The organism is Paenibacillus sp. JNUCC 35, from assembly GCF_058269095.1.
In genome coordinates, this window is record NZ_CM177771.1 from 2,666,403 (window position 1) to 2,692,792 (window position 26,390).

Below are 26,390 nucleotides of genomic sequence, written 5' to 3' on the forward strand. Positions count from 1 at the left end.
TTATCATGGACGTTTGACAACGGTCTGTCAGCTTTGAGAAACTCACTTAATGATATTTGTCAGCCATCAATCTGAGTTTGGAAGCAATTTTTTTGCGCATTTCTTTTGGAGCTAAGACCTCTATATGCTCTCCAAAACTAAATATGAGAGAGAACAACCATTCTTTTTCGGGGAATGTAGCTGTAACAAGAAGTTCACCTGTTTCTAACACCGCAATATCTTCTTTATTAAAAACATCCTTCACACGAGACTTCATTTGAGGGGAAACTTTTAAGACAATTGTTGTCATTGTTGTTTGTTCATTTAATAATGCCATAATCTCGTGATAGGATTTTTCTCGACGTTCAAATGATTGATTTTCAATGTGAAAATCACTTATACGGGAAACTCTAAATATTCTGAAGTCTTCTTTTAAAAGACAATAAGCAAATAAATACCAAGTATAATTTTTAAATATGAGCGACATAGGCTCAACTTGTCTTTTGCTGACGATAGTATCATAATTTCTGTAGTCAATAGTCAGTAAATTAGTCTGTGTAATAGCTTTCCTTAGCGTCTTAACTAATGCTTTTTGATTTGGAGAGTCTCCATAAGGATGTAAATCAATGATGATTTGTTCCATATGCAGCTTTAGATAATCTACCTTGTTTTTAGGAATGATATTTTGTAGTTTTTCTATGGATGATTCTAACTCAATGTCGTCAACTGTGAAATTAATATCCTTGAGAACAGAAAGAAGGGAGGACAGGTTATTAAGAGTTAGTACTTGATGATTTAATTTATAACTCTCATAAATGCTGAATCCACCATTGTTTCCGGAATGGGAAATGATGGGAATGCCAGCTAGATTGATTGTTTCAATATCTCGGTAAATAGTCCGGACCGACACTTCAAATTTCTCAGCCAATTCATTTGCTGTTACACGATTTCTATTAAGTAACATCACAATAATGGTTAACATACGTTCTATTTTCATCTTGTTCTCCTTAAAAATATATTTTTTTATTATGTAGTAGAATCAATTTCATAATACGCACTTTTAAAAAATCATAAAGAAACAGAATTTCGATGATTTCTTAAAAAAACGAATGAAATAGCTAATTATGCTACAGAAAGTTGTAGTTGGGAAAGCCGATCAACTGCCAGTTTGCAGGCGTTGTACGCAAGATGAACCAAATCAAAATGGACTTTAGCTTTCTTCCCTGTACAATGGTAAATCTGATTCAATAGAAAATAACCTTTAAGATAGGCGTTTACGCGCTCAACGGCACTTCGTTCCTTATAGATTTCAGTCCATTTCATCGAGCCTCTTGCCGGTACCGTGTAGCGTCTCAGGTCATCTGTAACTTTCTTTTTATAAACCTTTTGACAAAGGCTGTCGCGGGCTAATGGACATTCTTTACATTCGATTGGTCGTGTATATTTTAATGTTCCATATTTTGTATCATAGCTGTCGTAACGATAACTATGCTCTCGCACACATGTTGGCGCGAAGTGCTTATCGAAGCCTATTGGTTCAGGCTCATTTTTCTTATTGTATGCTATGACAGACTGGGCTCCTATACGATGAACTTGTTCATAAATAGGGTAGTAGTCATAACCGGCGTCCATTGTCGTCCTCTTGATTTCTAAAGAAGGTAAACGGGCGTGGACCCCCTTCAATAAAGGAATTGCAGCTTTTCCATCGTTAAGACTGCCAGAAGAAAACAGCGATTGAAGGATGTATTGGCTTTTCGTCCCAACGGCTAGATGGCACTTAAATCCGAACCAAAAGATATTCTTCCCTTCGCTATTCTTCTTCACCCCCCATTCAGGTTGAATGGGTACAGCGGAGCGAAGTTCTTTGAGGGGTACATCCAGTTGGCCGGCAATTGTTTTTTCATAGAGTGGAAGGTTAGCTTCTTTCTCAGCCTGTGCAAGGAGCCACTGTTCACGTTCTTCTTTCTTTTTACGACCTCTTTTCTGAGGTTCCTTTTTAACCTTTTCTGTTTTGAATGGAGCGCGGTCACGTGATTCAACATGGGTTGCATCAATGGCTATTGTTTCATCTAAGACAAATCCTTCCGATATTGCCTGGAGAAGAAGACGCTCTTGAACAATTTCTAACGCGTCTGATTCGCTAATTAACGTGATCATACGCGAATAGGAAGCTTCAGATGGAATCTCATCCGATACCAAGAATCCACAATCAACCTTAAATCGTAAATCCGTAGAAAGACGCTTCACAAGGTCCTTAATGAAAGGGATACGGTCCGTGATTCGAATAATCAACGAGTAGATCATCGCAGGGTAATTAAGTGATTGTTTTGGTCCAAATCGCGACCTTTTCATCACAACATCTAGGATTGGATGAATGTCAATACCGGATAAAACCGAATTAAAACGTTGGGTAGGTTCCAAATCGAATAAAACTTGCATGTCAAACAGGCTTTCTTGTCGTATAATGGACATAGGGGTATCTCTCCAGTCTGTTAATGTGTGTGTCGTAACTCTCATTATACAGGATTTGGGGAGGTACCCTATTTTTTGTCGTTTTAAACTTAGAGCCCCAAGGGCTCAGAGATATGAAATTGATTCAAGTAGGTAAAATAGTTCAACGAGCATTGCGCTTGCTTTTCCAGAAGTGACATTTCGTAGTTTAGTCGAGTTACCAAATATTTATCGATATATAGCGATTTGCTAGACAGATCGGGTTTTTTCTGAAACTATATTTGGCATCATATTTTTCGTCCACTCGATAAAGCTCAATTAATTTAATTTCACCAAGCTATAAAATAGTGCTAGGAATCCGGTTCGATATCGGATTCCTTTTTGTTATGTTGTAATTTTACTACGTCTATCTAACTCAGCATGTTTAAGTTTGCTTCTTCAAGCGTAGGTATAAGAAATTTATGATCGATAGGTGATGACATCACGATTAGAATCGTGTAAGTACCGTATTTATCACATTGATTTCCGAACTCCTCAAGGGCTCGTGTGGAGTCGGTTATTACTTTTAATAAGTAGTTATGTTCTCCACTGATACGGTTACATTCTACGACCTCGGCAGAAGAACGGCAGAAATCAAGGAATGCATTACAATCCCTTGAATGAAACAGCATGTAGGCAGCAGCATGTTTTCCGATTTTTTCAGGGGAAATTATGGTGCGATACTCGCTGATGATCCCTTTTTCCTCCATACGCCTAACTCTTTCCGTTACTGCGGGTTGTGATAAACCGACACATTTTCCTAGTTCCGTCATTGAAATTCTAGCTTGGCTTTGAAGGTGGTAAAGGATTTGCTTATCAACGTGGTCCATTGAAATCGACTCCTTTAAATTTAAGGTATTCCCTATAAACTAGCTTGTAATTAGTCGTTACAAGGCTAATATAACTTGGTTGCCTTATGTAATCAAGATAACTTATTTTATATAATAAACTTACAATAGTAAAGTGTTCAAGGCTTTAACTATTCTGAAAGGATGAAGACAGTTGAGTATGTTTTATTCAAATAAAATTAATCCAGAATGTTTACCAGGTCGCATCGATGAAGTAATCGATCGAACGCTTGCCGACAAGCGATTGGTCGGTGCTGTCATTAAAGTGGCGATAGATGGGGAACTGGTTTATAGCCGAGCTGCTGGTCTTGCCGACCGCGAGATGAACCGGACCATGCAAGAAGATGCCTTATTCCGGCTTGCCTCGGTTACCAAACCTATCGTTTCAACTGCTGCCCTAGTACTAGTTGCGCAAGGTCGCCTACAGCTGGACGACCGCGTTGATCGTTGGCTTCCTGAGTTTAGGCCACGTTTGCAGAACGGTGAGTTCGCGACATTGACAATTCGTCATTTGATGACGCACACCGCGGGTCTGACTTACCGCTTCTTTCAAGAAGAGAATGGATCCTATCAGCGAGCCGGGGTATCGGATGGCATGGATCAGCCTAGTATCGCGTTGGAAGAGAACCTGCGTCGTATAGCCTCTGTTCCGCTCCTATATACGCCAGGCACCGAGTGGAAATATTCCATCGCGACAGATGTGCTAGGAGCAGTAATTGCAAAGGTCACAGAAACACCTCTCAGCGAGGCCATACATTCGCTGGTGACAAAGCCGCTTGGAATGAGCGACACCGGTTTTATTGCAATCGACCCAGAACGACTGGCCAATGCCTATGCCAATGATGCAGCAGAACCAAGGCTTATACAAGATCACGATAGCCTTGCTTTTTTGGAAGGCACGGCGGGCTTCCGCCTTGCTCCTGGCAGGGCTATTGACACCACTGCTTATCACTCAGGGGGAGCCGGCATGGTCGGTAGCGCCGGGGACTTTTTGAAACTGCTGGAAACATTACGTAAGGGCGGAGCACCCCTTTTGCCGGAGTCTCTGGTTCGCGAAATGACTACCAACCAGATCGGTGATCTGCCAATGGCCTTTTGGCCAGGGCGAGGCTTCGGCCTAGGTATTACGCTGCTCAAGGATCCTGTTGTGGCAGACACGCCAGAATCCCCGGGCACATGGCGCATGGGTGGCACCTATGGTCATTCGTGGTTCGTCGATCCTAAGCAGCAGCTCAGCGTCGTGGCGTTCACCAATACCGCACTGGAAGGCATGTCGGGCCAGTTTACTGTTGACCTTTGTGAAGCTGTCTATGACAGGATCAAGAAATAGAGAACGAACACAAGAGCCTTGGTCCAGTATGAACCGGCCAAGGCTCTCAGTGTAGTAAGATGCCGAAGGAGTGATTATCCATAAATCCTAGTTGATCATATAATCTGTCAATTTATACAAGAGAGGTGCTTCTGAAATGAGCCAAAACACAACTTCTGCCACACAGAGTGTCTCTGGCACTCCCTTTTCTGAACGTCTCCCATGGGCAGGATTACTCGCCCTTGCTATGACGGGTTTTATCTGTATTCTTACCGAAACGATTCCGGCCGGCTTGTTGCTCCAGATAGGTGATGGGCTTGGAGTCTCAGAGGCCCTTGCAGGTCAACTCGTCACCTTGTACGCCCTAGGCTCACTATTGGCCGCGATTCCTTTGACCACCGCGACTCGCGGGTGGCGGCGGCGACCACTGCTACTCATGTGTATCCTTGGTTTTCTCGTATTCAACACCGTCACTACATTTTCTTCCAACTATACACTGACGCTGGTAGCTCGTTTCTTCGCGGGTGTATCCGCTGGTGTCTTATGGGGTATGATAGCAGGCTATGCCCGGCGCATGGTTCCGGAGTCGCTTAAGGGACGAGCTATGGCGGTGGCGATGGTCGGGACGCCTCTCGCTATGGCTTTCGGTGTCCCTGCTGGAACACTACTCGGTGCCTTTGTAGGCTGGCGCTCTGTATTCGGAATGATGTCGCTGCTGGCTCTATTGCTGGTTGGCTGGGTGCTTTGGAAGTTACCGGACTATCCAGGAGAGGCTGCAGTCAAGCGGCTCCCTCTCCAAAAGGTCTTCATCACTCCGGGGGTGCGGCCGGTATTGTTTGTCGTACTGGCTTGGGTGCTAGCACAAAACATCCTGTATACCTATATTGCACCGTATCTTGCCCAGGCTGGACTTACCCAGCGTGTTGACTTGGTACTTCTTATTTTCGGCATTGCAGCGCTTATTGGCATCTGGGTCATCGGTGTTTTGATCGACCGCAAACTGCGGCCATTGGTTCTGATCAGCCTCGCTGCTTTTGCCTTGGCGTCCGTCGCACTAGGCCTAAGTAGCAGCCAGCCCGTCGTGATCTACTTAGTGGTTACTGTTTGGGGGTTAACGTTCGGGGGAGCGGCGACTTTGTTACAGACAGCAGTTGCTGAAGCCGGCGGCGAGAGTGCAGATGTAGCCCAGTCGATGCTGGTGACGGTATGGAATCTAGCCATTGGTGGCGGTGGTGTGATAGGCGCTATTCTTATCGAAACACTTGGTGTCGGCTCCTTCCCATGGGCATTGTTTATTCTACTGATCCTTGCGCTACTCGTAGCGTGGCGCGCTAGAGAACACGGATTTCCTTCAAAGAGGCGCTGAGATACACAAACTTGCAGTGACATAATAATCAGCTGGATACTGGGGCTGGGTTTTAGCTAAAAATGTAGCTAAGTATTCTACGTATAGTATCTATAGTTGAAAAAGGGGGTATTCATACAAGAAACTATCTATTGTGCAACTGTTCTTTATTTAGAAATCTGTTCCGGAAGGAAATCAAGCGATTTGCGAGTTGCAGATCAGTATTCATTATAACTTTATAATTCGTTGTCATTGAGGGCTTGATTTGCCCCTATTTTTTTGTCAATACTACACACTCCACACATGTGGAGTGCGTGGTAAGGATATATCGGGTGGATTAATTAATTTTATAATGAGGAGCTTCCTTAAGAGGAGGTTCTTTTTTTTGTGCACACTTCGATTAATTATGTATTAATTTGGTGAAAATTGGTATGATTAATGCATTAAAATTCAGATTTTATTTAGGAATTTATATCATTCTCAATGGTCGACATTATTAATGAGGCGGGTGATTTTTATGAAGGTATATATAAGAAAAAGTTTTGATAACGAAATTGCCAATCACAATTTTTATGCAGCGTATGACGGATTTAAACAAATGGGATTTGAAATTCATTATTTTAAAAATATTGATGAGCTATCTGATCATAAAAAAGAAGATATAATAGTTAGTTATGTTGATGATGTTAGAACAGTACTTTTTAAACATGATATAATCCCACCTGAAATTGATTACCCTGAAGAATTAAAAAACTACTTGGGTAGGAAGGTTTGGAATTCAAAATTAAGTGTAATAGCAAACAACCCTGAGAACTGGAATGTATTTATTAAGCCTGTTGAGGATAAAAAGTTTACTGGTGTTGTTGTTAGAAGTACTAAGGATTTAATAGGTTGTGGTACAAATGGTGAAGATCCAGATATATTATGTTCGGAAGTTGTAAACTTTGTAGCAGAGTGGAGATGTTTTGTTAGATACGGGAAAATACTAGACATTAGAAGATATAAAGGGAATTGGAGAGTGCACTTTGATTATAAAGTAATTGAAAATGTCGTCTCTCAATTCGAATCTGCTCCTAATGGTTATGCCGTAGATTTTGGATTAACTGATAAAGGTGAAACATTGTTAATAGAAGTTAACGATGGCTATTCTTTAGGGCATTATGGGTTAGTTTCCTTGGATTATGCTAAGTTATTATCGGCAAGATGGTCTGAGTTAACCTCGACGATAGATGAGTGTGATTTTTAATATAGCTTCTGTTTACAATAAAACACGGGTTTTAAGGGGGACATGAGTCAACATATGAGGTACACCAACATTATTAATTCAATAAGAAATAATTCCTCAAGACATAACTTTGAAGTTCTGTCTGAAGATGAAATAAAAAGAGAGTTAGAAGTAGAAGGAATCCCCAAAGAATATATTGATTTTTTAAGAGAAGTTGGTTATGGAACTGTTAATGGTACATACTTTAATTTTTATAGTGGTTTGGTCGAAGTAGACGAAATTTTAGGTCATCTTTTTGATGAGGACTCGCATCCGGAACTAAAAGATGTTTTATTGTTTGGCGATAATTTTAGTGGAGATGCGGTGGGGTTTTTAACAACTGATAATTGGGCTATTGTTGAAATATGGCACGATGATGATCTGTCAATTAATCCAACGGAGGAAAAGACTTTCGAAGAATTTGTTGTCACTATGTTTGAAAAATTTAACTAAAAGACTATTTTTATCATCTATCGCTAGAGGTGACATGGTTGAAGCCATTTAGAAAACGTTTCAAGAAAGTAACTGTGAATGGTCATCCATTTCATTGTGTGATTAATGAGTATTTTAGAAATGATTCGTGCAGTAAATCTAGCAAATTAAACTAAGAATGCATAGGAGCAAAATAATGGAATTTGAATTTCATATTACAGTCAATAATTTAAGGCTTGTCGAAAAGGAATTTTTTGTTAATACTTGTATTCTGGAACAAGTGAAGCCTCTTATGATTGTCTTAGACAAAGGGGATTATATTAATCAGCCTATGTGTACAGGGATTATTGAAAGTACTGATTATTATGAAGCGAAAAAAGAAATTGAGAAAATTGCAACCAAATTTCAAAAAAACGGATTTACTATCATGAGGACAAAAATAGAGATATCTCCAAATGAGGAAAAATATTTCCATATGCCAGTAACTAGGAATTCTAAGCCTTATTTTGAATGGCATGGCAAAGTAGCTGTGAAAGAAGTTGCCCGGCTAAAAAATTTATGTGAGGGTCTTGGCGGACATATTTCAAGAAACTCTTTAGCAACAAATGGAGAAGTAAGATTTATTACAGTCAGAGAATATGAAAGTAAGGAAAAATTCTATGCAAGGGTAGATAAATTGCATTCTATTTTGCAAGAAAATAAGATAGATGTTCTGAAAGAACAATATGAATTATGTATCTATGACAGTAGAGAAGAACTGGATAGCGGATGGATTTCATAAATTTCACAAAAGAGGGATGCAATAATGACTAAGCTTGAGAATTTAAAAGATATGAATGATGAGGCTAGAGAACTCATTGTTTTAGAAGCACTTTTGAGAAGAATATCACTTGTGAATATGCCATTTGTTTTAAAAGGTAGCCTATTAACAAGACAATATTTGAATAACCCAGATACTAGGCATGTTGAAGATGTCGACTTTTTGTATATGGATAAGATCAAAGATGTAGAGCATGCACATGAAACATTTACAAATTGGATGATCCAAGTGACGGAAACGGATCTTGGTGATGGTATAAAGTTTAGAAGCTTTCGAGAGAATGCATTTTGGCGGCGTATAGATTATGCAATGTCAGAAGATTTCCCTACAATAAATACAGATCTTGCCTATTTTTTCACAGATGAACCTAGGGAAGTAAATCATTATAGTGAAATATATCTAGATGTTTCATTCAATTTAGAAATGGCAGTAGATCCCGTTTCAATTGAGTATCGACCAGTTCTTGGTGATACTTTCAGTGTTCCTTATTCTGTACCACTTTCGATACAAATTGCTTGGAAACTACATCAAACAATTGTGAGACCAAGGTTTAAGGATCTTTATGATTTAAAATATTTATTATCACATCCATCATATGATGAACGTGCACTTAATGAAACATTACAGGCACTCGTTAATGAATGCAGTATAGATCAATCTATTACACCTATTGCTATAAAAAAGATACTTGTAGATGATTTAGGTGGATTGTATCATTCGTTATCCAATGATTATTCTCTAAAAAAATATGCTGGTAGTATCATTCAAGAAGTCTATTTTATGAAGTTAGTGGCTGATTTACGTAAAATAATGAACCAAGTTGGTCTTAATGAAAATGCATATGTTAATTTACCTAGACCAACACATAGGATACATCAGTGATAAAGAATGAAATTCGGATGCAATAAAATATAGAATTCAATAACTGATGAAAAGACTATCGTAGTTACAGGGTATTTGTGTATCGATATCAAAAAAGAACCGAGAGCACATTTGCCTTCGGTTTTTCTCTATGCCTACACTCCATATCAGTCTATTAAAACAAAAGGCGGTTGGTTGATGGTGGAGGTATTTTCATTCGAACATAGAGGATTGAGTGCCGGTTATTGTATGATAGATTAATAGAGCGACTGCCTCAATAGGTAGTTATTAATATAGAAACAAGGTGGAGTACATGTCCTGGAGCAAATTGAAACAAAATCTGGAGAGTTTTCTTTGTCCTGCGTTAGATGGAAGAGTCGAATATCGTGCAACCAGTTACCGTTATTTACCTGATAAAGCAGGGGATTGTTATATTACGGTAGATAAAAAGAACGTGCTCAATATGAATGATGCAACTAACTTAATCAGATGGTATCAGACGGAGCTGGAAATTAAGAATGATCCAGATATCCAAATTCCTATCAGCCATGAAGAAATTGAAGCCGTCCGAATAAATACCAAGGGGACAGTTCCGGAAGATCGTCTAAAAGTAATTGTAAGAAATAGAAAAATATCAGAATATGCAAAGGAGCTTTTGTCGGCACAGACATCATTAAGTAAATCAAATTTTATCGTTGTGGCTAATAAGTTCTTAACTACTTCTATAGAAGAAAGTTTAGAGAGCCATGATATCTTATTGAATATTTTAGCTTTGGTGGACAGACGAGTTGGAAAAAAGCGAATTTTGAACATGTCCGAGAAGATGAAGTTAAAGCATCCAATTGTGCAGTATTTTTATGAACTACGGCGTAGTACGTTATGAAAATAAATAACTTATGCGCCTTCATCAAGTGACTCCTCTTGCAGTGATAATATTCCCTTGATCAACAATTCTGTAACGAAGAAGCTCTCACATGGAGCGAAATTGGGAATTAGACGAGCTGATCGACACTCAAAGGAATCTGTTGAAGAATTCAGAAAGCTGGAGCGATTGGAGCCCTTACGAGGATAATCCGATCACGATGGGGTCGAGTAAGGACCGATAGGCCGCGTCGGATGCGGGTATGGGGGTTGTGGCAGGTTGCCCTGGGGCAGGCTGTTGCAGCCCTATTTGGTCTGTTCGGCAAGCAACTTGCAAACAAGAAGTATTCAACGAATTGAATGAAGGTGCTTTAAATCATTTTTCACAATATGAACGTATTGCAAAAGGGGGATTTTAATAATATAATCATATTGGAAAAAGGAGGGGCGCGAAATGCCAAAAAAAGTGGACCAGAAACAAAGGAAAATGGAGATCGCCGCTGCAACTTGGCGGGTCATATTAAACCAAGGCATTGATAAAGCATCCATAAAGCTTATCGCGGATGAAGCCAACATCTCGGTTGGACTTATTCAACATCATTTTGCTTCTAAGGATCAATTGATCCATTATTCGATGAAGTTAGTTCTGGATCGAATGGGGGAACGAGCAAGAGCTCGTAATGAAGCATTCACAGGATCGAAGGAAGAAGGGATCAGACGATTGATGAAATTCATCGTTCCGATGAATCATGAAGAAGTAGTGGAAGCAAAGGTCTGGATCACGTTTCTAGGCCGTTCATTTAGTAATCCGGAACTATATAAATTGCAGCAAGAGATGGATTCTTATACGAGGCATCTGATGGGGATAATTCTATCTTTGATGGAAGAATTGGGCTATATCGGGATGAAAAGTGACAAAAGTTTAGAGCTGGAGATGCTGTATGCCTTTATTGACGGGCTGGTCATCCACGTTCTTCAAACTCCCGAGCTTTATACGGAAGTAATGGTGGATCAACTTATTGATTATTATTTGGCAAATAAAAAAGAGGTGGGAAAGCGTGGATAAAATAGTGATCATTATTCTTACGGTCGTTATCGTATTAATTATACGACAACTCATTCCCAAAAAAGTAGACACCTTTGACCTTCTTGGAATTCCTATTATGGCTGCCATTCGAACGTACACTGGTCTACCTGCCAAATTGGATTCGGTAATTATAGCTGAGTTGCTTAGTCTGCTTGCGATAGGGGTGGTCGTCGGTTATTTCCAAGCAAAAAAGACAAGGGTTTTCCGTCGCGAGAGAGACAATCAATTATGCTCGGTTGGAGGGTACAACTATATTGTCGGGTGGATTATTCTACTTCTGGGTAGAGTTATCATCTTGTTTTTATTTAATTATGCTGCGTTAACTACTGCCTTTTATGCGGGGCAGGAACAGGTAGCAGCCGAGATCGGTCAAGTGTTTAAAAATGCAGGAGACTGGTTGATCTGGTCTACCATTCTTTCATCCTCCATTATGTACTCCGCTACCTTATACCGTGGACACACTGATATCAAGGAATTGATCCATGCACGTCTAAAACAGATAGGGCGTTAGCTCCATCCAATCAATACAGGGTGCCCTAAACTGCAAACGAAAGTGCTGGAAGCCATTGAAGAGCCTACATTGAGTGGTAATATCCCCTCATGGTAGACAACGAAAAAAAGACATCTGGTAAGATGGACTTAGACGTTGCGGGACTGCCCCCATAGCGTGAGACAAATTAAAACACCTTCAAGTAGAATGAACCATGTCGTAAGATGTGGAGGACAACTTGGAGGTGTTTTTGCGTTGGCAACAAGAGTTAGTTACCTATTTTGCAAATCATGCTTTTTAATCTGAAGAAAAGGGTGCAATAATTATGGTATATTTGTATTCTCAGCTAGTGGGCAATGGACGGCAGTTCTATATTGTATGGGACTAAATAAAAATGGAGATATTTTCATGATATCGCATTCGTGGAAGAGGGGGATTTCATGTCTGAACAATCAAAGATGGAAAGGGTTCATCATGTATTTGAAAAGATATCGAATCAATACGACTCGATGAACTCTATCATCACTTTTAAGAGACATATCGCATGGCGTCAAGATGTCATGAAACAGATGAAAGTTAGAGAAGGAAGTAAAGCTCTTGATGTGTGCACTGGAACTGGGGATTGGGCGATTGCTTTAGCAGATGTTATTGGAACGCACGGAGAAGTAATTGGATTAGATTTTAGCAAAAACATGCTCAAAATTGCACAAGATAAGCAAGAGCAACAAGCTTTAAAGCAACTTACATTTATTCAAGGAAATGCCATGGAACTCCCTTTTGAAGATCATTCATTTGATTATGTAACCATTGGTTTTGGTTTAAGAAATGTACCAGACTATTTAACCGTTTTACGGGAAATGTATCGAGTAACAAAACCAGGCGGAAAAGTAGTTTGTTTAGAAACATCTCAACCAACGTTAATCGGTTATAGGCAACTTTCCCTTTTTTATGTTCGCTTTATCATGCCCTTGCTTGGAAAGTTTATTGCCAAAAGTTATGATGAATATTCATGGTTACAAGAATCAGCTCGTAATTTCCCCAATAAAAATGTACTTAAACAGATGTTTTTAGAAGCGGGATTTTGCAAAGTAGATGTGAAAAGCTATAGTGGCGGCGTCGCAGCAATGCATATGGCTATAAAATAGATAGAGTACTGGCAGGGATAGCATACTAGCAGCATGAAGTTATGAGTACCGAGGAGGAACTGTTCGTGTGTTGGATGAAGCCAGTAATTTAGATAAACAAATTCCTCGAGATTATAAAAAAATATCCTACCTCTATTGTTGAATATGCTGATTTTCAGTCGAGCACTTCAATATAAAGGAAGGATATGGGCAGATTTGGGGCGGAATATAATTTAGTTCCACCCCTGTTTTCCATTTCAATTTTATTTAGTAACAATAGGGGTTCCAATCCCACTGCTCATTTTTTTGAATAGTAAGATCGCAAGAAGTAAAGCTATGCTTACAGCGGCAAGACCCAGCCAATTCAAATACAGGACAGATGTACGGCTGACGACAAGCCCGCCTAATCCAGATCCCAATGCAAAACCAAATTGGATGAACGAAGTATTTACGCTTAGGGCAATGTCTGGATTTCGAGGCGCCAGAGTAACCAGATGTAGCTGCTGGGCAGGGGAAATACTCCAAGTTGCTAACATAAAAATCATTAAAACCAAGATCAATACAAAGAGGTTGACACCGGCTAGAGCGAATAAAAGGAGAGTTGCTCCTTGTAACAGGAGTCCGAGACAAATGGTGAATTTCGATCCCTTTGCATCTGCCAATTGTCCGCCCATTTTTGATCCGACGAAGCTGCAAATTCCCGCCAGGAATAGAACGCCGCTAATTTCGGTAATGGAAAGAGAGGATGTGGCCTGCAAGAAAGGCGTAATATAAGTGAACAGGGTAGAATAGCCGCCGACATAAAATAAAGTAATAACCAAGGCGGTCAAAATTTTTGAATTTCTTAAAATGGAGAGCTGCATCCTAAGGGTAGCCTTTTCTTCTTCTTTGATTGCCGGAACCTTTTTATAGATGATGAGCAATGGAAGAACGCTTAATAAACCGATCCCAATAAATAAAACTCTCCATCCGAACATCTCACTAAAAAATGTGCCCATTGGAACACCCAGCACTAGCGAACTGCTAAGCCCCATCAAAATGATACCGATGGCATTGCCCCTTCTTTCTTTTTCAACGAGTCGTGTCGCTACTGCCATGGCTACTACGGTAGTGATTCCTCCGCTAGCCCCTTGAATAATTCGTACCCATAGTACTGTTTCGTAAGAAAGGTTTACAAACATAAGTCCGTTGCTGGCAATAAACACACTGAGGGCAGCCATCAGCAGCTTCTTGCGATCCACATTTATCGTTAATGCAATCAGAATCGGAGCGACAATGGCCGCTGCGAGAGCAAATACAGTCACCAGTAACCCAACTTCTGAAGTAGATACTCCCAGGTCCACGGCGATCATTTCAATGATTCCTGTAATAATGTATTCAATGGTTCCGATCAGAAAAACAGCAATCGCCAGGACATAGATGATTAGGTTATTCTTCAATTCAATCCGCTCCTTCTCCAGTTATCTAGTTATAATTGGAATTTGTATTTCCATTAATTGCGCATCTTGTTTTGTAGATAACGGTAAATAGATTTCCCTACTAGGTTCGTTTTCCTTGATCTGATAGTTATTTTTCTCAATCCATTTAGCTAAATCAACACAGGCTGTACAAGCAAAGCTAGAATCCGAACGAAAGGTCATTGTGGCCATCATCGGCTCAGGAGGAAGAGTCCGCAATTGAAACGGATCTGGAGATAATGGAAGCTCGCAGGTTAAAAAATAACCGACTTCAAACTCAAACTCATCTTCTTTTCCGTCTATTTCTTTCCACAAAACAACCTGCGGACCTTGAGCCAATTGGCGAGTTTCTTTTGTTAATAATTGATTAAACGTACGAAACAGGTCTGGAATATCTTCTTCTCTCCCGTGCGCTTCCAGAAAAAGAAACTGTTGAGCGCCTTCTGCTTTGATCCTGATTTCTTGTCCTGTTTCGACTTGCCCCTCTCTTTCTATAAGCTGCATACGCTCCTCGATCCGGGCGAGCTTGGCTTGTTCCGTATCGATGATTTGCTGGATTTCGCTTCTTTTCAGCTTAAACATCCCTTGAATATTCTCCAATGTAATATCTTCCTTAAGCAACTGTGTAATTTGCGGCAATGTGAAACCCAGTTCCTTATAGATTAAGATTCGGTTGAGCTCAAGAAGCTGGTCTGCCGAATAGTAACGGTAGCCGGTGTCGTGATCCACCTTTCTTGGCTTTAGTATGCCAATTTGGTCATAATAGCGCAGTGTTTTTAAGGAGACCTTACTTAGCCTGGAAAACTCACTGATTTTAAACAAACTATCAACTCCAATCTATAACATAAGGAGAGTATACAGTTTCCCGTGCAGGGGAAAGTCAAGTGTACCGCAATGCTATCGAGAAACACGATCTTTTTCAGGAATATATATCCACCATTTTATTTAAATAATTTCGAAAGTCTTCAACATATGTTTTGGGCTCAACGATTTTTAGATTTGTGCCGAAACTTGCTAAAAATTGAAATCCCGTACTGTTTTGAGGGACGTAAATTGTGGCTAATAAACATTTAGAACTATAGTTTTCAATACTCTTTCGACCGTACCTTTCAATGAATTGATCTTTTATGCTAGGGGAAATTAATGCCTGAATAGCGACTAGTTGAGGTTGATAATTTGCTTCTCGTTCTTGTTCCAACAAATCATCTCTAGGGCTAAACGTTTGTTCATCCATATGAAGATGATCGATCCGAGATAATTTAAACGTTCTATATCTCATGCGATGTAAACAGAATCCTTTCAGATACCAACTCGTTTCGCTAAAATGAAGCTGATAGGGCTCGACAATTCTATTCGTCGTGGTGCCATTTTTATCTATATAATCAAATGAAACTAACCTTCTCTTTAATATGGATTCTTGACACGTCCTCAAGGTTTGAATAATTTCAGACCGACCCTCCCAATCATAAAATGACAGTTGAATTGAACTTTTCGGAGCCAATGGGCTAACCATGGCTTCTATTTTTTTGATCGTTAGTTCAACTTCTTCGCTAATTAGAATTTGTTCCAATCCGCCGAGCGCAGTCAAAATATTCTCTAAGTCGGAGCTATTTAAAAGACGTTTATCAACCTTGTATTCGTCCATAATACCGTAGCCGCCATGAACTCCATGGATAGAATAGATCGGGATGTTGGATAAGCTCAAGGTTTCCATATCGCGAAGAATTGTTCTTTTGGAAACGTTAAATAATTGCGCGAATTCGTTTGTTGAAACGATATTTTTTTTCAGCAAGATCATAATGATAGAGATTAGTCTCTCAACCTTTTCCATCGGTTCGCCTCTTTTTCTACTTCAGTATGAAATGGTGACATATAGCTGTCACCTTTCGTCGATTATACTACATGTATAACAAGAAGGAGGTATTGCTTTATGGCAGCTATTGTATATGTAAACTTGGATGGAAATGCAGAACAAGTGATTGAATTTTATTCGGAGGCTTTAAGCGCAATTGAAGTAAAAAAAGTGAAATTTGGGGATATCCCGCAAGATCCGAACTACCCAATGCCGGAAAATGAGTTAACTATGATCATGGAGTCTTCCATAGAATTCGCAGGCGGGAAAATCATGATGTCGGACATTTTGCCTTCAATGAAGGCGGTAACAGGTGAGTTGGTGAAAGGGAATAATATTCTGATTAGTCTGGTCATGGATGATAAGCAGAAACTGGAAGAATACTTTAGTCATTTGTCCCTTGGCGGCCATGTCATCATGCCGTTATCCAATACTCCTTGGTCTTCGTGCTTTGGAATGCTAGTTGATAAATTTGGAGTTAACTGGAAATTTAATAGCGACGCAGATCATTTTCTTGATAACGTAATAGCCAACAAACAGTAACTCATTCTGAATCAACTATGGACGAAGGAAGAAAGGTTCTTCCTGATACGGATTACGATTCTTTTCGAATCGATCCGGTTATAGAGCAAAGGCTGAAAGAGGAAAAGCAAGTATATGAGAATTTCAAGGCATTTGCGAATCTGTATAAAAGAGTTCGGATCGACACGATACAAAGCATAACAAATCAACCGGAATTATTTGAGAGCAGATTAGACAAATTCATAGCAAACACGAGAGAAAACAAAATGTACGGTCAATGGAATGATAATGGACGTCTACTGGATTATTAAGATCTAGGATGTTGCAATGTAGAAGCGGGCATGTTAAGATCGTGCTGACACTTAACGATCGGAGTTGAAGAGGATAATGTAATAGTTCTTGCCGCTTTTTAAAGAATAAAACAAAAATTTGGTTTATTCTTTATTGGCAAGAAAGTTACCTTATTCTTTTCACTCAAAAAATATATCCTTTTCTACCTTGCATCGGGTAGGATGTGCCGTATTTTTTTGAGCTACAAGAAAGGTAACTTTCTTGTGGCTCTTTTTTATTTTGACAAAAGTGGCCGGCACATGTCGTCTCCGGCAGTTGGAAGAGATCAACCATTTCTAGGAGGATGAAAACGATGAAGAACGAGGTTGTAGATGATTGTGTGAATCGGTTCTTGTTAGGTGAAGCGGTTCACAAAAAATCAAATCGGTTGCCGGAGGCTTACCCATCTATCGACAGGTGCACATAGCGATCCGTCTGCAAACGTTATGCGCTTTTTCTGTATAGTTGGTTAACGACGTGTCAAAGCACCAACTGACGGTTGCTTTTTTTACGTTTTCTCCGGCAGTAAGGAGAAGACATGAGACTACCCTCGAAATATGAAACGATTCGGCGAATGTTGTCCGACTTCAAGCAACCCGAGTATCGGTATGCTCAGATTATGGACGCGATTTTCAAGCACAACGTCGGCGAATACGAACGGATGACCATGCTGCCCCAATTTTTGCGCGACGAGTTGACCCGGGTGCTTGGCCCGAACGTCTGCAGGATCGTTCCGGTAAAAGAACTCACGTCGAAACAGGTTAACAAGGTGCTGTTCGCCATTGCGGGCGACGAGCGCGTGGAGGCCGTACGACTTACTTATGAGCGGGGCTGGAAATCGTATTGTATTTCCACGCAGTGCGGCTGCGGTTTCGGGTGCAGGTTTTGCGCCACTGGTACCATCGGCCTGAAACGAATCTGACCGCCGAAGAAATTACCGACCAATTGCTGCACTTTCGCTTGAACGGCCACGCCTTGGACAGTGTCTCATTCATGGGCATGGGGGAGGCGCTCGCCAACCCGTATATTTTTGATGCCATAACGATTTTGACCGACCCGCATCTCTTTGGTTTAGGACATCGACGAATTACGGTTTCCACCATCGGCCTGCTGCCGGGTATCGATAGGCTGACACGTGAGTTTCCGCAAGTCAATCTAACCTTCTCGCTGCATTCGCCGTTCGACGATCAGCGAAGCGAGCTGATGCCGATCAACGACCGATTTCCAATCCAAGACGTGCTGAAGGCATTGGATCATCACATTCAACATACTGGGAGAAAAGTGTATATTGCGTATATTCTTCTTCGAGGAGTCAACGACTCGGCTGCGCATGCGGAAGCAGTTGCCGAGCTGTTGAGGGGAAGAGGACCTGTGGAACATCTCTACCACGTTAACTTGATTCCATTCAATTCGACTGAAGTTACGCCGGACAACTATCAGCAATCTGAATCTAATCGGATTAAAGCGTTTGTTCGGATCTTGAAGTCAAAGGGAATCAGTGTCACGGTCCGAACTCAATTCGGATCGGACATTAACGCGGCATGCGGCCAGCTATACCGCTCCGAATAATCGATCAACCGGTCCCCGAAACAGTATTTGGGTTTGAGGACACGAGGGTCATAAATAATAGGTGTTCGATATAGGAGACACATCTGAAATAATGAAGCCTGCCTGCCAACGGCAGGCTTCTAACGTTTTATTGCCCTTTAGGTTCCGGCAAACTTACCTTCCATAGCCTCGCTGTATTAGTTAATATTCCTTCATTAAATTCCATCTTGTAGATATCAGGCTTTGAAGTGTTTAATAAAAAGTCCAAATCAAACTGGGGGTCGAAATATCCCATCATCATCGTCATAACGGCTCCATGAGTTCCAATAGCAACTTTCTGTCCCTTATATTCGCTTATAATGTTTTTGAAAATAGTTACAACACGGTTTTGACAATTTGTAAAAGACTCTCCTCCAGGCAACGAAAAGTCTGGTTCTGAAAACATTTTCTTTACTAACGGATACACTTCCTTATCAGGCATTATTTTATCATCACCGATAAATACGATTTCTTTTAGTTCCTCAATAACAATCATTTCTTTGCCTAAAGATTGGGCTAGTCCCTCTAGTGTTAATATTGCCCTTATGTATGGACTTGAGATGAACGTGTCTATATCCTCATCTTTCAACAATTGAGCTACAATTTGGGCATCCGATTCGCCCTTTAAAGTCAGTCCGCGTGTTCTTTCGTTCCCTTCCATTTTAGGTGATTCTCCGTGTCTGACCATGTATACAAAGGTTTTCATAAATTCTTTCTTCTCCTTTTTTAGTCCTCGACTGCAAAATATGTTTTCCTCATCCTACCATTCTCGACTAAACATGTACATTCATGTTATGACGGAATACTGCCGATAGCTTACAGGATATGCGACATTGACCCTTGAACGAATAAGCGGGATAATTAAAACTAAAAAGCAGGAAGGAAGTGGAAGTAATGAACCCTCTGGATTACATTGAATATTTGGGACACAGCAGCGTTTACCCTCCTTTGGTCGATCAGCTTTCGAGGGACAAGATAACTTGGCGGCCGAATGTGGGGAGGAATCTTAATACGACCTATTTTGTGAGTGGGGAGGGTCTCGTTCTCCATTTCGATATTGGCGCTGAAAACAACGGTATCACCAAGAAAAGCGAGGGTGATTATATATTTGACGAATTAACCATGACGATTATGGAAGAAAATAAGAAACATGGAAAATATGTCGGTCCGATTCCCTATGGATTGTTACAAAATGATTCAAGAGCCCAGATCGAAGCCAAGCTGGGCACGCCCACGAGGAGAGCCGAGGAGTTGGATAACTACTATTTGGATGGCCTCGTGTGGACGGTAGCCTTTGAAGGGGAAAGGTTTCAATTTTTGAAGTTGGCTGTTCCAACAAACGGCAAGCGAAAATATGGCCTCTGCCCGTGATGTATTGCCGCAACCGACCCAAAAGGTTGAACGTTCTTTCCAAACTGATCTGCGAATAATGGATATTAGTCGGTATACATAAAATGCTTGTGCGATTTCTCGAAGATGGATGATCTCCGGCAGTTGGAGTTGAATTCCATGAAATCGCTGCGTGACATCGAAAATCTGTGGACCGCGAGGCGGCTTGAGGTTCTGGAGTTGAAAGAGATCCATACAGCCATTTGGGCAGAAGCCTTTGCTCCCTAGAGGGACATGCTGGGCCTGCGTCACGTTGTGTGTGCATTGAGCGAACGAAAGGAAGGGAATAAGCATGAAAGAACCATCTGAACAGCTCATTGAAATGCTTGGGCATCCATACAGTCCCAAGAATGTTCAAGCTTTGCTGCAATCATTCGGCGTCAAGCGAATGCCACCCGCGAACAGCTATTTCAACGACGATATCATCTGGTCTGTGAAATCATCGATACGCATCGATCTTTATCGCGCACCCAAAATAAATGATCTGACCGGACTCAACTATACAAATGAAGATGGATGGATCATTGGCGCGATACATTTTCTTGCGCCCGGGTCGGATGACAGAATTAAAACTCCGTTTCCCGGAAATCTTCCCAAGGGAACCACGATGCGCTCAACACCGGATGAGTCGATAAAGGCATATGGTCAATCCGAACTGGATGAAGAGTGTGAATGGCCTGGATTTTCCGGTCGAATTTTGGCATGGCGTAAGCCGGGCATAAATATCGCAATTCAATATGCGGACAGTGAGATCGGCAGCAGGATGATAAGCTACACGGCCTGTTTAATCGGCTGCATAGGCGCCTGGCGAAACGATAATCCGGAAGTCTTTGCTCCCTAATTAACAGTTGAAGTGTACTGGCATCTGTACGCACAAAAAAGCCCCTGCCATATCGGCGGGGCGAGAATAGGGAGTGTGTGCAAACACTCCCAACTTTGCATTGCCTTACTATGAACCGCTGCAACCCTTTACGTTCTTCTTGTTCAGTCGATGAAAGTAATTTCCTATAGTGTATGTAGACAATCGCCTTACGTAAAGTCGGGAAGTTGCAGAACTTGAAAGAGGTAGATCAAAATTTGACCCATCTCCATCCCATTTTACTTCCTCTTAGCAGGTCTCCACTTAAAGCCGCAGTTCATACAACCGTTTACAATTTCACTTCTCCCAACGAACCCGACTAGGATACTTACAGGTAAGGAGAAGATGAATGAAATCCAACATAAAATGCCGATGATAGTTGTCAGACTATTAAAAAATCCGCCATTTACGCTGCTTCCGCCGCCGCTGCCGAGTTTGACATTAGTCCATACCATATAACTTCCGGCTACAGTGACTACCAAAAATAGGAGAGGAAGTAAAGCCATCCACCCAAGGGTTTTGAACATTTTGGCAAAGCTGTAACCTCTCTTGTTGGCCACAATTTGCGGTGACTTACATTTGCGGCAAACGACGACGTTAACATTGCTTGTATTGCCGGGCTGACTCCCGGCTCTACTTGCTTGGCTGACAGTATCCCTGTTTACTTGGGAACTACCCGCCCTAGATTGACCGCTAGCCGTCCTGTTAGTTTGGGCGGATGTTGGTCTATTGGACTGATTGTATGTAGGTCTAGTAGTACGTTGCACTTCTTTTGACTCCCTTCTCATGTATGTTTATAGGTATAGGGTACTATTCGGAAAAACTTTCCAAACTCCTTTTACCGTCTTCCAATTGTTGGACGCACCTTTACAAATACATGGGGGCGACGGCACAAAAAAACCTGCTCCGAGGAACAGGATTCAAATGATCGGCCGCACGCGGGTATTTGGCGTTCCGGTGTAACCAGAACCGTCCTCGCCAAAGGTTCGGAAGCATTTTTTTAATAAAAAGGCCGGATTTTGTGGTTGTCATTCAAATGAAAGCACCTTAGAATCTATTAAACGTCTGTATGCTTCTCGAGAACTCTACATGCGCTCCGGCATCGTGGAGATGGGCGATGTCGTCATACGTGGTCTCTCCTCGCCTTCATATTCCCCATGTGCTTTTTGTCCCGCTTTTGCAGAGATTTCAGTTTGAGGTTTACCAGTGCAACACCTATGATAATTAGAATGAGTCCCACCACCATCTTGGGAGTGATCGTTTCGCCCAAAAAGAGAACGCTGATCACGATCGCAATGAGGGGGACCAGAAAATTAAACGAACCGATTTTGCCGGCTTCGCCCGATCTGACAAGCAGAAAGAAAACGAGCCAGGTCAAGGCCGTACAGAAGATCGCAATAACCGACAACGTCGAGATGAACGGCTGGTTCCAGACGATATCCGTCCAATTTTCAACGGTAGTACCCGCAACCAACAAAACAATTCCGCCAAAGATCATCTGAAGAGTAGTCAACCAGATCGCATCGACTCTAGTTGAGGTTTTCTTCATATAGATCGTACCGAACGTCCAAGTAATCGTGCTGGCTAAACCGAGCAAGATGCCGGCGGACGAAATATTCCCGGAGCCATCGTTTATGCTGATAACAGCGACTCCGATGAAGCCGAGAATCAAGCCGATTATTTTGAAACCAGTCATGGATTCACCCAACCACAACCAAGCTCCGATACCGAGTAGAACGGGCTGCATGAACACGATCGTCGAAAACAAACCGGCCGGCATCATATTCAGTCCGAAAGTTTGAAAGCCGAAAAAGAGAATGATGTTCAGCAATGCGGAGATCAGGTAGATGTTCCAAGTATGCTTCATATTAAGTTTTCTATAACGTGGCAAAGCGAAAAGAAGCAAAATAAGGCCTCCGACAAAGATCCTCAAGCCGGCGAAAAGCAACGGCGGGGCGAATTCGAGTGCATATTTGGAAAGCGGCCAGTTCACCCCCCACATCATAACTAAAAACGTTAAAAGGATAAAAGTAAGTGTTCGCGAAAGTTGCATGTAACTACAGCTCCTTTGTGTGATGGTGCTTCCTATGGTACAATAGCTCACTAGATAAATAAAATGCATGTTTATTATAGAGGAGATACCATAATTGTTATGTCACATTCGCAACTGATGTTGTTTGTGAAAATAGTCGAGACCGGCAGCTTTACCAAAGCTGGTGAGCAATTGAATATGACGCAACCTGCCGTAAGCCGCGCCATCTCTGCGCTTGAATCGGAATTAGGAGTCACCCTCATGATACGGGATCGGAAAAGCGGGGTCATTCTCACTGATATTGGCTTGCGCTTGCTTGCCATGTTCAGAGACATTTTGCACGGCTACGATAAGGTAGAGCAGGAGGTAACGGCTGAAAAAGGGTTTGAAGTCGGCACCGTTCGCGTCGGAGCGTTCCCGATTATGTCCGCGCACTTCTTGCCGAAAATATTGCGGGTGATCGGGGAGAAATACCCGGGGCTGACATTCGAACTGTACGAAGGGACCATAGACGAGATTAAAAAATGGCTGGATTCCAGAATGATCGATGTAGGATGGATTATTCCACCGAGCAACGAACTGGAAACGATTCCGTTCTTCCGAGATGAATTATGTCTGCTCCTTCGGGATGATCATCCATTGCAAAGCCGCCCGACAATCCATATCACGGATCTGGATAATGAACCTATGATTGTGTGCGAAGGTGGGTTTGTAACGCCGATTTACGAGTTGTTCCAACAGTTCGGAACCACTTTGCGCGCCAAATATGACGGCCACAACATAAACACGGCGTTGAGCCTGATTCAAGAAGGGCTGGGTGTCTCGATCGTATCGAAAACTTCGCTGTCGCTGTCGGCACTGCCGCCTAATGTCCGCGTCCGGACAATTGACCCTCAGCCGTTTAGAGAGATTCACCTGGCGGTTCCTTCTTTGAAGGAGGCTCCACACGGGGTGAAACTGTTCCTGCAGACCGCAAGAGAGCTTTATTTGTCCGGCGACCGGGACCACTAATGTGCAATTGTTGCGCAGCAGTTCTGACGGGCATAGTTCCTACAAACCACCGGCGGACATGGGCTTTTCTCATGATGAACAACATGGAGTGACCCCCGATAACAAGGGAGATCTGTAAAATTAGAAAAGCTTGGGCCGCATTTGGCCCAAGCTTTTGTTTTGTTTTAACCCTCAACCAGTCAATTTTATTGGTCAAACCCGCTTAAAAAAGTGGAGAAATAAGCCTCCCATCGAACCTGAGTCGATCTGAGCCTTAGGATTATCCGTGTCGTGTAGTTCCACGCTGGATAAGCTTTACCTCCAGTTGGTGGTTTTCCTCATCCAAATGTTTCTGTTCAATTTTCTTGATCAGAATTCGAGCGGCGAGCATGCCCATCTCATAGATAGGCTGCGATACCGTTGATAATTCAGGGAAGACCATTTCAGCTAACGAAATGCCGTCATAGCCGATTATTTGGACTTGATCCGGCACACGAATACCATGCTCCTGCAATGCGCGGAGCGTACCGATTGCCATCAGGTCATTACCGGCGAATACCCCGTCAATGTCGGGATGCTCTTTGAACAGCTTTTTCGCAGCTTCAGTCGCTTCTTTTAACTGGAAATTCCCATTGGCAATAAGCTTAGGTGTAAACCATGACATATTTTCAACCCAATCAAGGTACCCTTGGCACCGCTCTTCCGCAATCCACAAGCCCTTAGGCCCTCGGATATGCGCAATTTTGTTGCATCCTTGCTGCAATAAGGCTTGCACGGCTAAGTGAGCCCCTTCCCGATTCTTCGAGGTGACGGTGGGGACGACGGGAGAGCTGCTGCGGTCCACAGCGACCATAGGGATATCGAGCCGGTCAATTTCCTCCTCCGTTAAGGTATTGGTTGCCATGATGAATCCATCGATATATTTCTGCTTTAAGTTCTGGATGTATTGTCTTTCGATTTTGGCCGACTCATTGGTGTTGCATAGGATCGTTGTATATCCGTACATCTGGGTTACTTTCTCTACGGCAAGCGCAAGCTCGTTAAAGAAAGGGTTGGTAATATCGGGAACGAACAGCGCAATAGTCTTGGTCGACTTCTTGGAGAGGCTGCGCGCGACGTCATTCGGTATATAATTAAGCAATTTAATGGCCTTATGAACTTTCTGCAACGTATCCTCGTGAACATAACCTTTCTGATTAATGACACGAGAAACGGTAGCAACGGAAACTCCGGCTAATTTAGAAACATCTCGAATCGTTGCGATGCTCTCATCTCCCATTAATTAAGGTGTAATCGATTACACAAATAAATATGATTATCTTACTGTATCGGTATACGATTGTCAATGCAGGTTTTACAAAGATCTTCTTGTTGACATTAGTTTCGTATTGAATTAACATAAACTCGAAATAGGTAACCGGTTACACATTCCGTTGTTATTATTTTATTAGCTGTTAGGGAAGAATAAGCCAAAGGTTTAATTTTGCAATTCGAGAGGATGCTGAGCAGAATGAGCGTAAGAAAAACTCCTATTATTATTGACACGGATCCCGGAATTGACGATGCGGTTGCGATTGGCGTAGCCCTGCACCATGAATCGCTGGACGTCAAGCTGCTGACAACCGTCTCCGGAAACGTATCCGTTGACAAAACGACCCAAAATGCGCTTAAGCTGATCGAGTTCTTCGGTACAGGCACTCCTGTTGCCAGAGGCGCAAAACAACCCCTCTGTATGCCGTATGAGGACAGCAGTCACATTCATGGGGAATCCGGCATGGGTGGATACGAGTTTCCAGAGCCAACAACTAACATTCATCCTGAACACGCCATCAATGCAATTCGCGAGACGATTATGCGCAGCGAGGAGAAGATAACGCTCGTGCCGATCGGACCGCTGACAAACATCGCTTTGTTCCTGGCGATGTACCCGGAACTCAAATCACGTATTGAACGGATTGTCTTGATGGGCGGTTCGGCGTCTGCAGGGAATCATACTCAGACGGCAGAGTACAACATTTACGCGGACCCGGAAGCGGCCAAGATGGTTTTTGCCTCAGGCTTGGATATTACAATGGTCGGTTTGGATGTAACCAGTAAGGCAACCTTGACACCGGATAATGTGGTCAAGATTCGCGATTTGAATGAAACCGGCAACATGCTATATTCCATGTTCCAGCATTATCGCGGCGGCAGCTTAAAGACGGGGCTGAAAATGCATGATTTATGCGCGATCGCCTATGTCGTTAAGCCTGAATTGTTCAAAACGCAGAAATACTTCGTTGACGTTGAGACTGCGGGTGCTTACACTGCCGGCACTACGATTGTGGATAAAAATAACCGCTATCAAAAAGAACCGAATGTAAACGTTTGCCTCGAAATTGACGTTGATGCATTCCGTGCATGGGCGATCGAATGTATTGCGAAAGCAAAATAAATCTAACAACTTAGAGGGGAGATCTCGA

Annotated in this window: 24 protein-coding genes and 2 pseudogenes; 17 read left to right on the plus strand and 9 right to left on the minus strand. The window is 42.1% G+C overall.

Annotated elements, in window-relative coordinates; genetic code table 11:
* Window positions 1–46: 46 nt before the first annotated feature.
* The 3 genes from AC2TF6_RS12345 to AC2TF6_RS12355 all read right to left on the minus strand — a co-directional run bounded on the left by AC2TF6_RS12345 (window position 47) and on the right by AC2TF6_RS12355 (window position 3,299).
* The gene (locus tag AC2TF6_RS12345) at window positions 47–976 is read right to left on the minus strand and encodes a helix-turn-helix transcriptional regulator (protein ID WP_491311252.1); all 930 of its coding nucleotides are present in this window, start codon (window positions 974–976) and stop codon (window positions 47–49) included.
* A gap of 125 nt (window positions 977–1,101) precedes the next feature.
* A complete protein-coding gene (locus tag AC2TF6_RS12350; RefSeq protein WP_491311253.1) occupies window positions 1,102–2,451 on the minus strand; it encodes a transposase in 1,350 nt (449 codons plus the stop codon).
* 389 nt (window positions 2,452–2,840) lie between these two features.
* Window positions 2,841–3,299 carry an Lrp/AsnC family transcriptional regulator gene (locus tag AC2TF6_RS12355; RefSeq protein ID WP_491311254.1) on the minus strand — a complete coding sequence of 153 codons (459 nt, stop codon included), beginning with the start codon at window positions 3,297–3,299 and terminating at the stop codon, window positions 2,841–2,843.
* Window positions 3,300–3,477: 178 nt separating this feature from the next.
* Here AC2TF6_RS12355 and AC2TF6_RS12360 point away from each other — a divergent pair, with 178 nt between their 5' ends.
* The 10 genes from AC2TF6_RS12360 to AC2TF6_RS12405 all read left to right on the plus strand — a co-directional run bounded on the left by AC2TF6_RS12360 (window position 3,478) and on the right by AC2TF6_RS12405 (window position 12,931).
* Window positions 3,478–4,647, plus strand: a complete 1,170-nt coding sequence (locus AC2TF6_RS12360) for a serine hydrolase domain-containing protein (protein ID WP_491311631.1) — start codon at window positions 3,478–3,480, stop codon at window positions 4,645–4,647.
* A 136-nt stretch (window positions 4,648–4,783) separates the two neighbouring features.
* Window positions 4,784–5,992 carry an MFS transporter gene (locus AC2TF6_RS12365; protein ID WP_491311255.1) on the plus strand — a complete coding sequence of 403 codons (1,209 nt, stop codon included), beginning with the start codon at window positions 4,784–4,786 and terminating at the stop codon, window positions 5,990–5,992.
* Between the two features lie 496 nt (window positions 5,993–6,488).
* Window positions 6,489–7,217, plus strand: coding sequence for an ATP-grasp domain-containing protein (locus AC2TF6_RS12370; RefSeq protein ID WP_491311256.1), 729 nt, complete (start codon window positions 6,489–6,491; stop codon window positions 7,215–7,217).
* 54 nt (window positions 7,218–7,271) lie between these two features.
* On the plus strand, window positions 7,272–7,688 hold the full coding sequence (locus AC2TF6_RS12375; protein ID WP_042226982.1) for an SMI1/KNR4 family protein: 417 nt from the start codon (window positions 7,272–7,274) through the stop codon (window positions 7,686–7,688).
* Between the two features lie 175 nt (window positions 7,689–7,863).
* Entirely contained in the window at window positions 7,864–8,448 is a 585-nt protein-coding gene (locus AC2TF6_RS12380) for a hypothetical protein (protein ID WP_491311257.1), read from the plus strand.
* Window positions 8,449–8,472: 24 nt separating this feature from the next.
* A complete protein-coding gene (locus tag AC2TF6_RS12385) occupies window positions 8,473–9,369 on the plus strand; it encodes a nucleotidyl transferase AbiEii/AbiGii toxin family protein (RefSeq protein ID WP_491311258.1) in 897 nt (298 codons plus the stop codon).
* 292 nt (window positions 9,370–9,661) lie between these two features.
* Window positions 9,662–10,231 carry an SF0329 family protein gene (locus AC2TF6_RS12390; RefSeq protein WP_491311259.1) on the plus strand — a complete coding sequence of 190 codons (570 nt, stop codon included), beginning with the start codon at window positions 9,662–9,664 and terminating at the stop codon, window positions 10,229–10,231.
* 432 nt (window positions 10,232–10,663) lie between these two features.
* Window positions 10,664–11,275, plus strand: a complete 612-nt coding sequence (locus tag AC2TF6_RS12395; protein ID WP_491311260.1) for a TetR/AcrR family transcriptional regulator — start codon at window positions 10,664–10,666, stop codon at window positions 11,273–11,275.
* Window positions 11,268–11,807, plus strand: a complete 540-nt coding sequence (locus AC2TF6_RS12400; RefSeq protein WP_491311261.1) for a hypothetical protein — start codon at window positions 11,268–11,270, stop codon at window positions 11,805–11,807. The genes AC2TF6_RS12395 and AC2TF6_RS12400 overlap by 8 nt, the downstream gene beginning before the upstream one ends.
* A 419-nt stretch (window positions 11,808–12,226) precedes the next feature.
* On the plus strand, window positions 12,227–12,931 hold the full coding sequence (locus AC2TF6_RS12405; RefSeq protein WP_491311262.1) for a demethylmenaquinone methyltransferase: 705 nt from the start codon (window positions 12,227–12,229) through the stop codon (window positions 12,929–12,931).
* Between the two features lie 242 nt (window positions 12,932–13,173).
* Here the strand turns inward: AC2TF6_RS12405 and AC2TF6_RS12410 are convergent, their stop codons facing one another.
* The 3 genes from AC2TF6_RS12410 to AC2TF6_RS12420 all read right to left on the minus strand — a co-directional run bounded on the left by AC2TF6_RS12410 (window position 13,174) and on the right by AC2TF6_RS12420 (window position 16,198).
* Window positions 13,174–14,349, minus strand: coding sequence for an MFS transporter (locus AC2TF6_RS12410; RefSeq protein WP_491311263.1), 1,176 nt, complete (start codon window positions 14,347–14,349; stop codon window positions 13,174–13,176).
* A 21-nt stretch (window positions 14,350–14,370) separates the two neighbouring features.
* Complete coding sequence (locus tag AC2TF6_RS12415; RefSeq protein ID WP_491311264.1) at window positions 14,371–15,189, minus strand: MerR family transcriptional regulator; 819 nt, start codon at window positions 15,187–15,189, stop codon at window positions 14,371–14,373.
* A gap of 97 nt (window positions 15,190–15,286) precedes the next feature.
* Entirely contained in the window at window positions 15,287–16,198 is a 912-nt protein-coding gene (locus tag AC2TF6_RS12420) for a helix-turn-helix transcriptional regulator (RefSeq protein WP_491311265.1), read from the minus strand.
* Between the two features lie 99 nt (window positions 16,199–16,297).
* On the opposite strand from AC2TF6_RS12420, the gene AC2TF6_RS12425 reads away from it, so the two are divergent.
* From AC2TF6_RS12425 to AC2TF6_RS12435, 3 genes and pseudogenes are all read left to right on the plus strand, one after another.
* Window positions 16,298–16,762, plus strand: a complete 465-nt coding sequence (locus AC2TF6_RS12425) for a VOC family protein (RefSeq protein WP_491311266.1) — start codon at window positions 16,298–16,300, stop codon at window positions 16,760–16,762.
* Window positions 16,763–16,782: 20 nt separating this feature from the next.
* Window positions 16,783–17,052, plus strand: a pseudogene (locus tag AC2TF6_RS12430) (YdeI/OmpD-associated family protein); the annotation flags it as partial.
* Window positions 17,053–17,609: 557 nt separating this feature from the next.
* Window positions 17,610–18,640: pseudogene (locus AC2TF6_RS12435) on the plus strand (Cfr family 23S rRNA (adenine(2503)-C(8))-methyltransferase).
* A 127-nt stretch (window positions 18,641–18,767) separates the two neighbouring features.
* Here the strand turns inward: AC2TF6_RS12435 and AC2TF6_RS12440 are convergent.
* Window positions 18,768–19,364 carry a histidine phosphatase family protein gene (locus AC2TF6_RS12440; protein ID WP_491311267.1) on the minus strand — a complete coding sequence of 199 codons (597 nt, stop codon included), beginning with the start codon at window positions 19,362–19,364 and terminating at the stop codon, window positions 18,768–18,770.
* Between the two features lie 188 nt (window positions 19,365–19,552).
* Between AC2TF6_RS12440 and AC2TF6_RS12445 the strand changes: the two genes are divergently transcribed.
* Both AC2TF6_RS12445 and AC2TF6_RS12450 read left to right on the plus strand, forming a co-directional pair.
* Window positions 19,553–20,029, plus strand: coding sequence for a hypothetical protein (locus AC2TF6_RS12445; RefSeq protein WP_491311268.1), 477 nt, complete (start codon window positions 19,553–19,555; stop codon window positions 20,027–20,029).
* 310 nt (window positions 20,030–20,339) lie between these two features.
* Complete coding sequence (locus AC2TF6_RS12450) at window positions 20,340–20,888, plus strand: hypothetical protein (protein ID WP_491311269.1); 549 nt, start codon at window positions 20,340–20,342, stop codon at window positions 20,886–20,888.
* A 1,141-nt stretch (window positions 20,889–22,029) separates the two neighbouring features.
* Here the strand turns inward: AC2TF6_RS12450 and AC2TF6_RS12455 are convergent.
* Window positions 22,030–22,959, minus strand: a complete 930-nt coding sequence (locus tag AC2TF6_RS12455; RefSeq protein WP_491311270.1) for a DMT family transporter — start codon at window positions 22,957–22,959, stop codon at window positions 22,030–22,032.
* A 99-nt stretch (window positions 22,960–23,058) separates the two neighbouring features.
* Between AC2TF6_RS12455 and AC2TF6_RS12460 the strand changes: the two genes are divergently transcribed.
* Window positions 23,059–23,949 (plus strand): LysR family transcriptional regulator, encoded by an 891-nt coding sequence (locus AC2TF6_RS12460; RefSeq protein WP_491311271.1) that lies wholly within the window; start codon window positions 23,059–23,061, stop codon window positions 23,947–23,949.
* Window positions 23,950–24,208: 259 nt separating this feature from the next.
* Here AC2TF6_RS12460 and AC2TF6_RS12465 read toward each other — a convergent pair whose 3' ends face one another.
* On the minus strand, window positions 24,209–25,192 hold the full coding sequence (locus AC2TF6_RS12465; RefSeq protein WP_491311632.1) for a LacI family DNA-binding transcriptional regulator: 984 nt from the start codon (window positions 25,190–25,192) through the stop codon (window positions 24,209–24,211).
* A 246-nt stretch (window positions 25,193–25,438) separates the two neighbouring features.
* Between AC2TF6_RS12465 and rihC the strand changes: the two genes are divergently transcribed.
* Window positions 25,439–26,362: a ribonucleoside hydrolase RihC gene (gene rihC, locus AC2TF6_RS12470; RefSeq protein WP_491311272.1), complete on the plus strand. Its 924-nt coding sequence runs from the start codon at window positions 25,439–25,441 to the stop codon at window positions 26,360–26,362.
* Window positions 26,363–26,390 lie beyond the last annotated feature (28 nt).

Excerpts from the sequence above, each read along its gene's own strand:
- AC2TF6_RS12360 (WP_491311631.1), top strand. The coding sequence starts at position 3,478 with ATGTTTTATTCAAATAAAATTAATCCAGAATGTTTACCAGGTCGCATC.
- AC2TF6_RS12380 (WP_491311257.1), top strand. The coding sequence starts at position 7,864 with ATGGAATTTGAATTTCATATTACAGTCAATAATTTAAGGCTTGTCGAA.
- AC2TF6_RS12365 (WP_491311255.1), top strand. The coding sequence starts at position 4,784 with ATGAGCCAAAACACAACTTCTGCCACACAGAGTGTCTCTGGCACTCCC.
- AC2TF6_RS12405 (WP_491311262.1), top strand. The coding sequence starts at position 12,227 with ATGTCTGAACAATCAAAGATGGAAAGGGTTCATCATGTATTTGAAAAG.
- AC2TF6_RS12460 (WP_491311271.1), top strand. The coding sequence starts at position 23,059 with ATGTCACATTCGCAACTGATGTTGTTTGTGAAAATAGTCGAGACCGGC.
- AC2TF6_RS12445 (WP_491311268.1), top strand. The coding sequence starts at position 19,553 with ATGAACCCTCTGGATTACATTGAATATTTGGGACACAGCAGCGTTTAC.
- AC2TF6_RS12350 (WP_491311253.1), bottom strand. The coding sequence starts at position 2,451 with ATGTCCATTATACGACAAGAAAGCCTGTTTGACATGCAAGTTTTATTC.
- AC2TF6_RS12425 (WP_491311266.1), top strand. The coding sequence starts at position 16,298 with ATGGCAGCTATTGTATATGTAAACTTGGATGGAAATGCAGAACAAGTG.
- AC2TF6_RS12370 (WP_491311256.1), top strand. The coding sequence starts at position 6,489 with ATGAAGGTATATATAAGAAAAAGTTTTGATAACGAAATTGCCAATCAC.
- rihC (WP_491311272.1), top strand. The coding sequence starts at position 25,439 with ATGAGCGTAAGAAAAACTCCTATTATTATTGACACGGATCCCGGAATT.
- AC2TF6_RS12440 (WP_491311267.1), bottom strand. The coding sequence starts at position 19,364 with ATGAAAACCTTTGTATACATGGTCAGACACGGAGAATCACCTAAAATG.
- AC2TF6_RS12450 (WP_491311269.1), top strand. The coding sequence starts at position 20,340 with ATGAAAGAACCATCTGAACAGCTCATTGAAATGCTTGGGCATCCATAC.
- AC2TF6_RS12455 (WP_491311270.1), bottom strand. The coding sequence starts at position 22,959 with ATGCAACTTTCGCGAACACTTACTTTTATCCTTTTAACGTTTTTAGTT.
- AC2TF6_RS12420 (WP_491311265.1), bottom strand. The coding sequence starts at position 16,198 with ATGGAAAAGGTTGAGAGACTAATCTCTATCATTATGATCTTGCTGAAA.
- AC2TF6_RS12395 (WP_491311260.1), top strand. The coding sequence starts at position 10,664 with ATGCCAAAAAAAGTGGACCAGAAACAAAGGAAAATGGAGATCGCCGCT.
- AC2TF6_RS12375 (WP_042226982.1), top strand. The coding sequence starts at position 7,272 with ATGAGGTACACCAACATTATTAATTCAATAAGAAATAATTCCTCAAGA.
- AC2TF6_RS12355 (WP_491311254.1), bottom strand. The coding sequence starts at position 3,299 with ATGGACCACGTTGATAAGCAAATCCTTTACCACCTTCAAAGCCAAGCT.
- AC2TF6_RS12390 (WP_491311259.1), top strand. The coding sequence starts at position 9,662 with ATGTCCTGGAGCAAATTGAAACAAAATCTGGAGAGTTTTCTTTGTCCT.
- AC2TF6_RS12385 (WP_491311258.1), top strand. The coding sequence starts at position 8,473 with ATGACTAAGCTTGAGAATTTAAAAGATATGAATGATGAGGCTAGAGAA.
- AC2TF6_RS12345 (WP_491311252.1), bottom strand. The coding sequence starts at position 976 with ATGAAAATAGAACGTATGTTAACCATTATTGTGATGTTACTTAATAGA.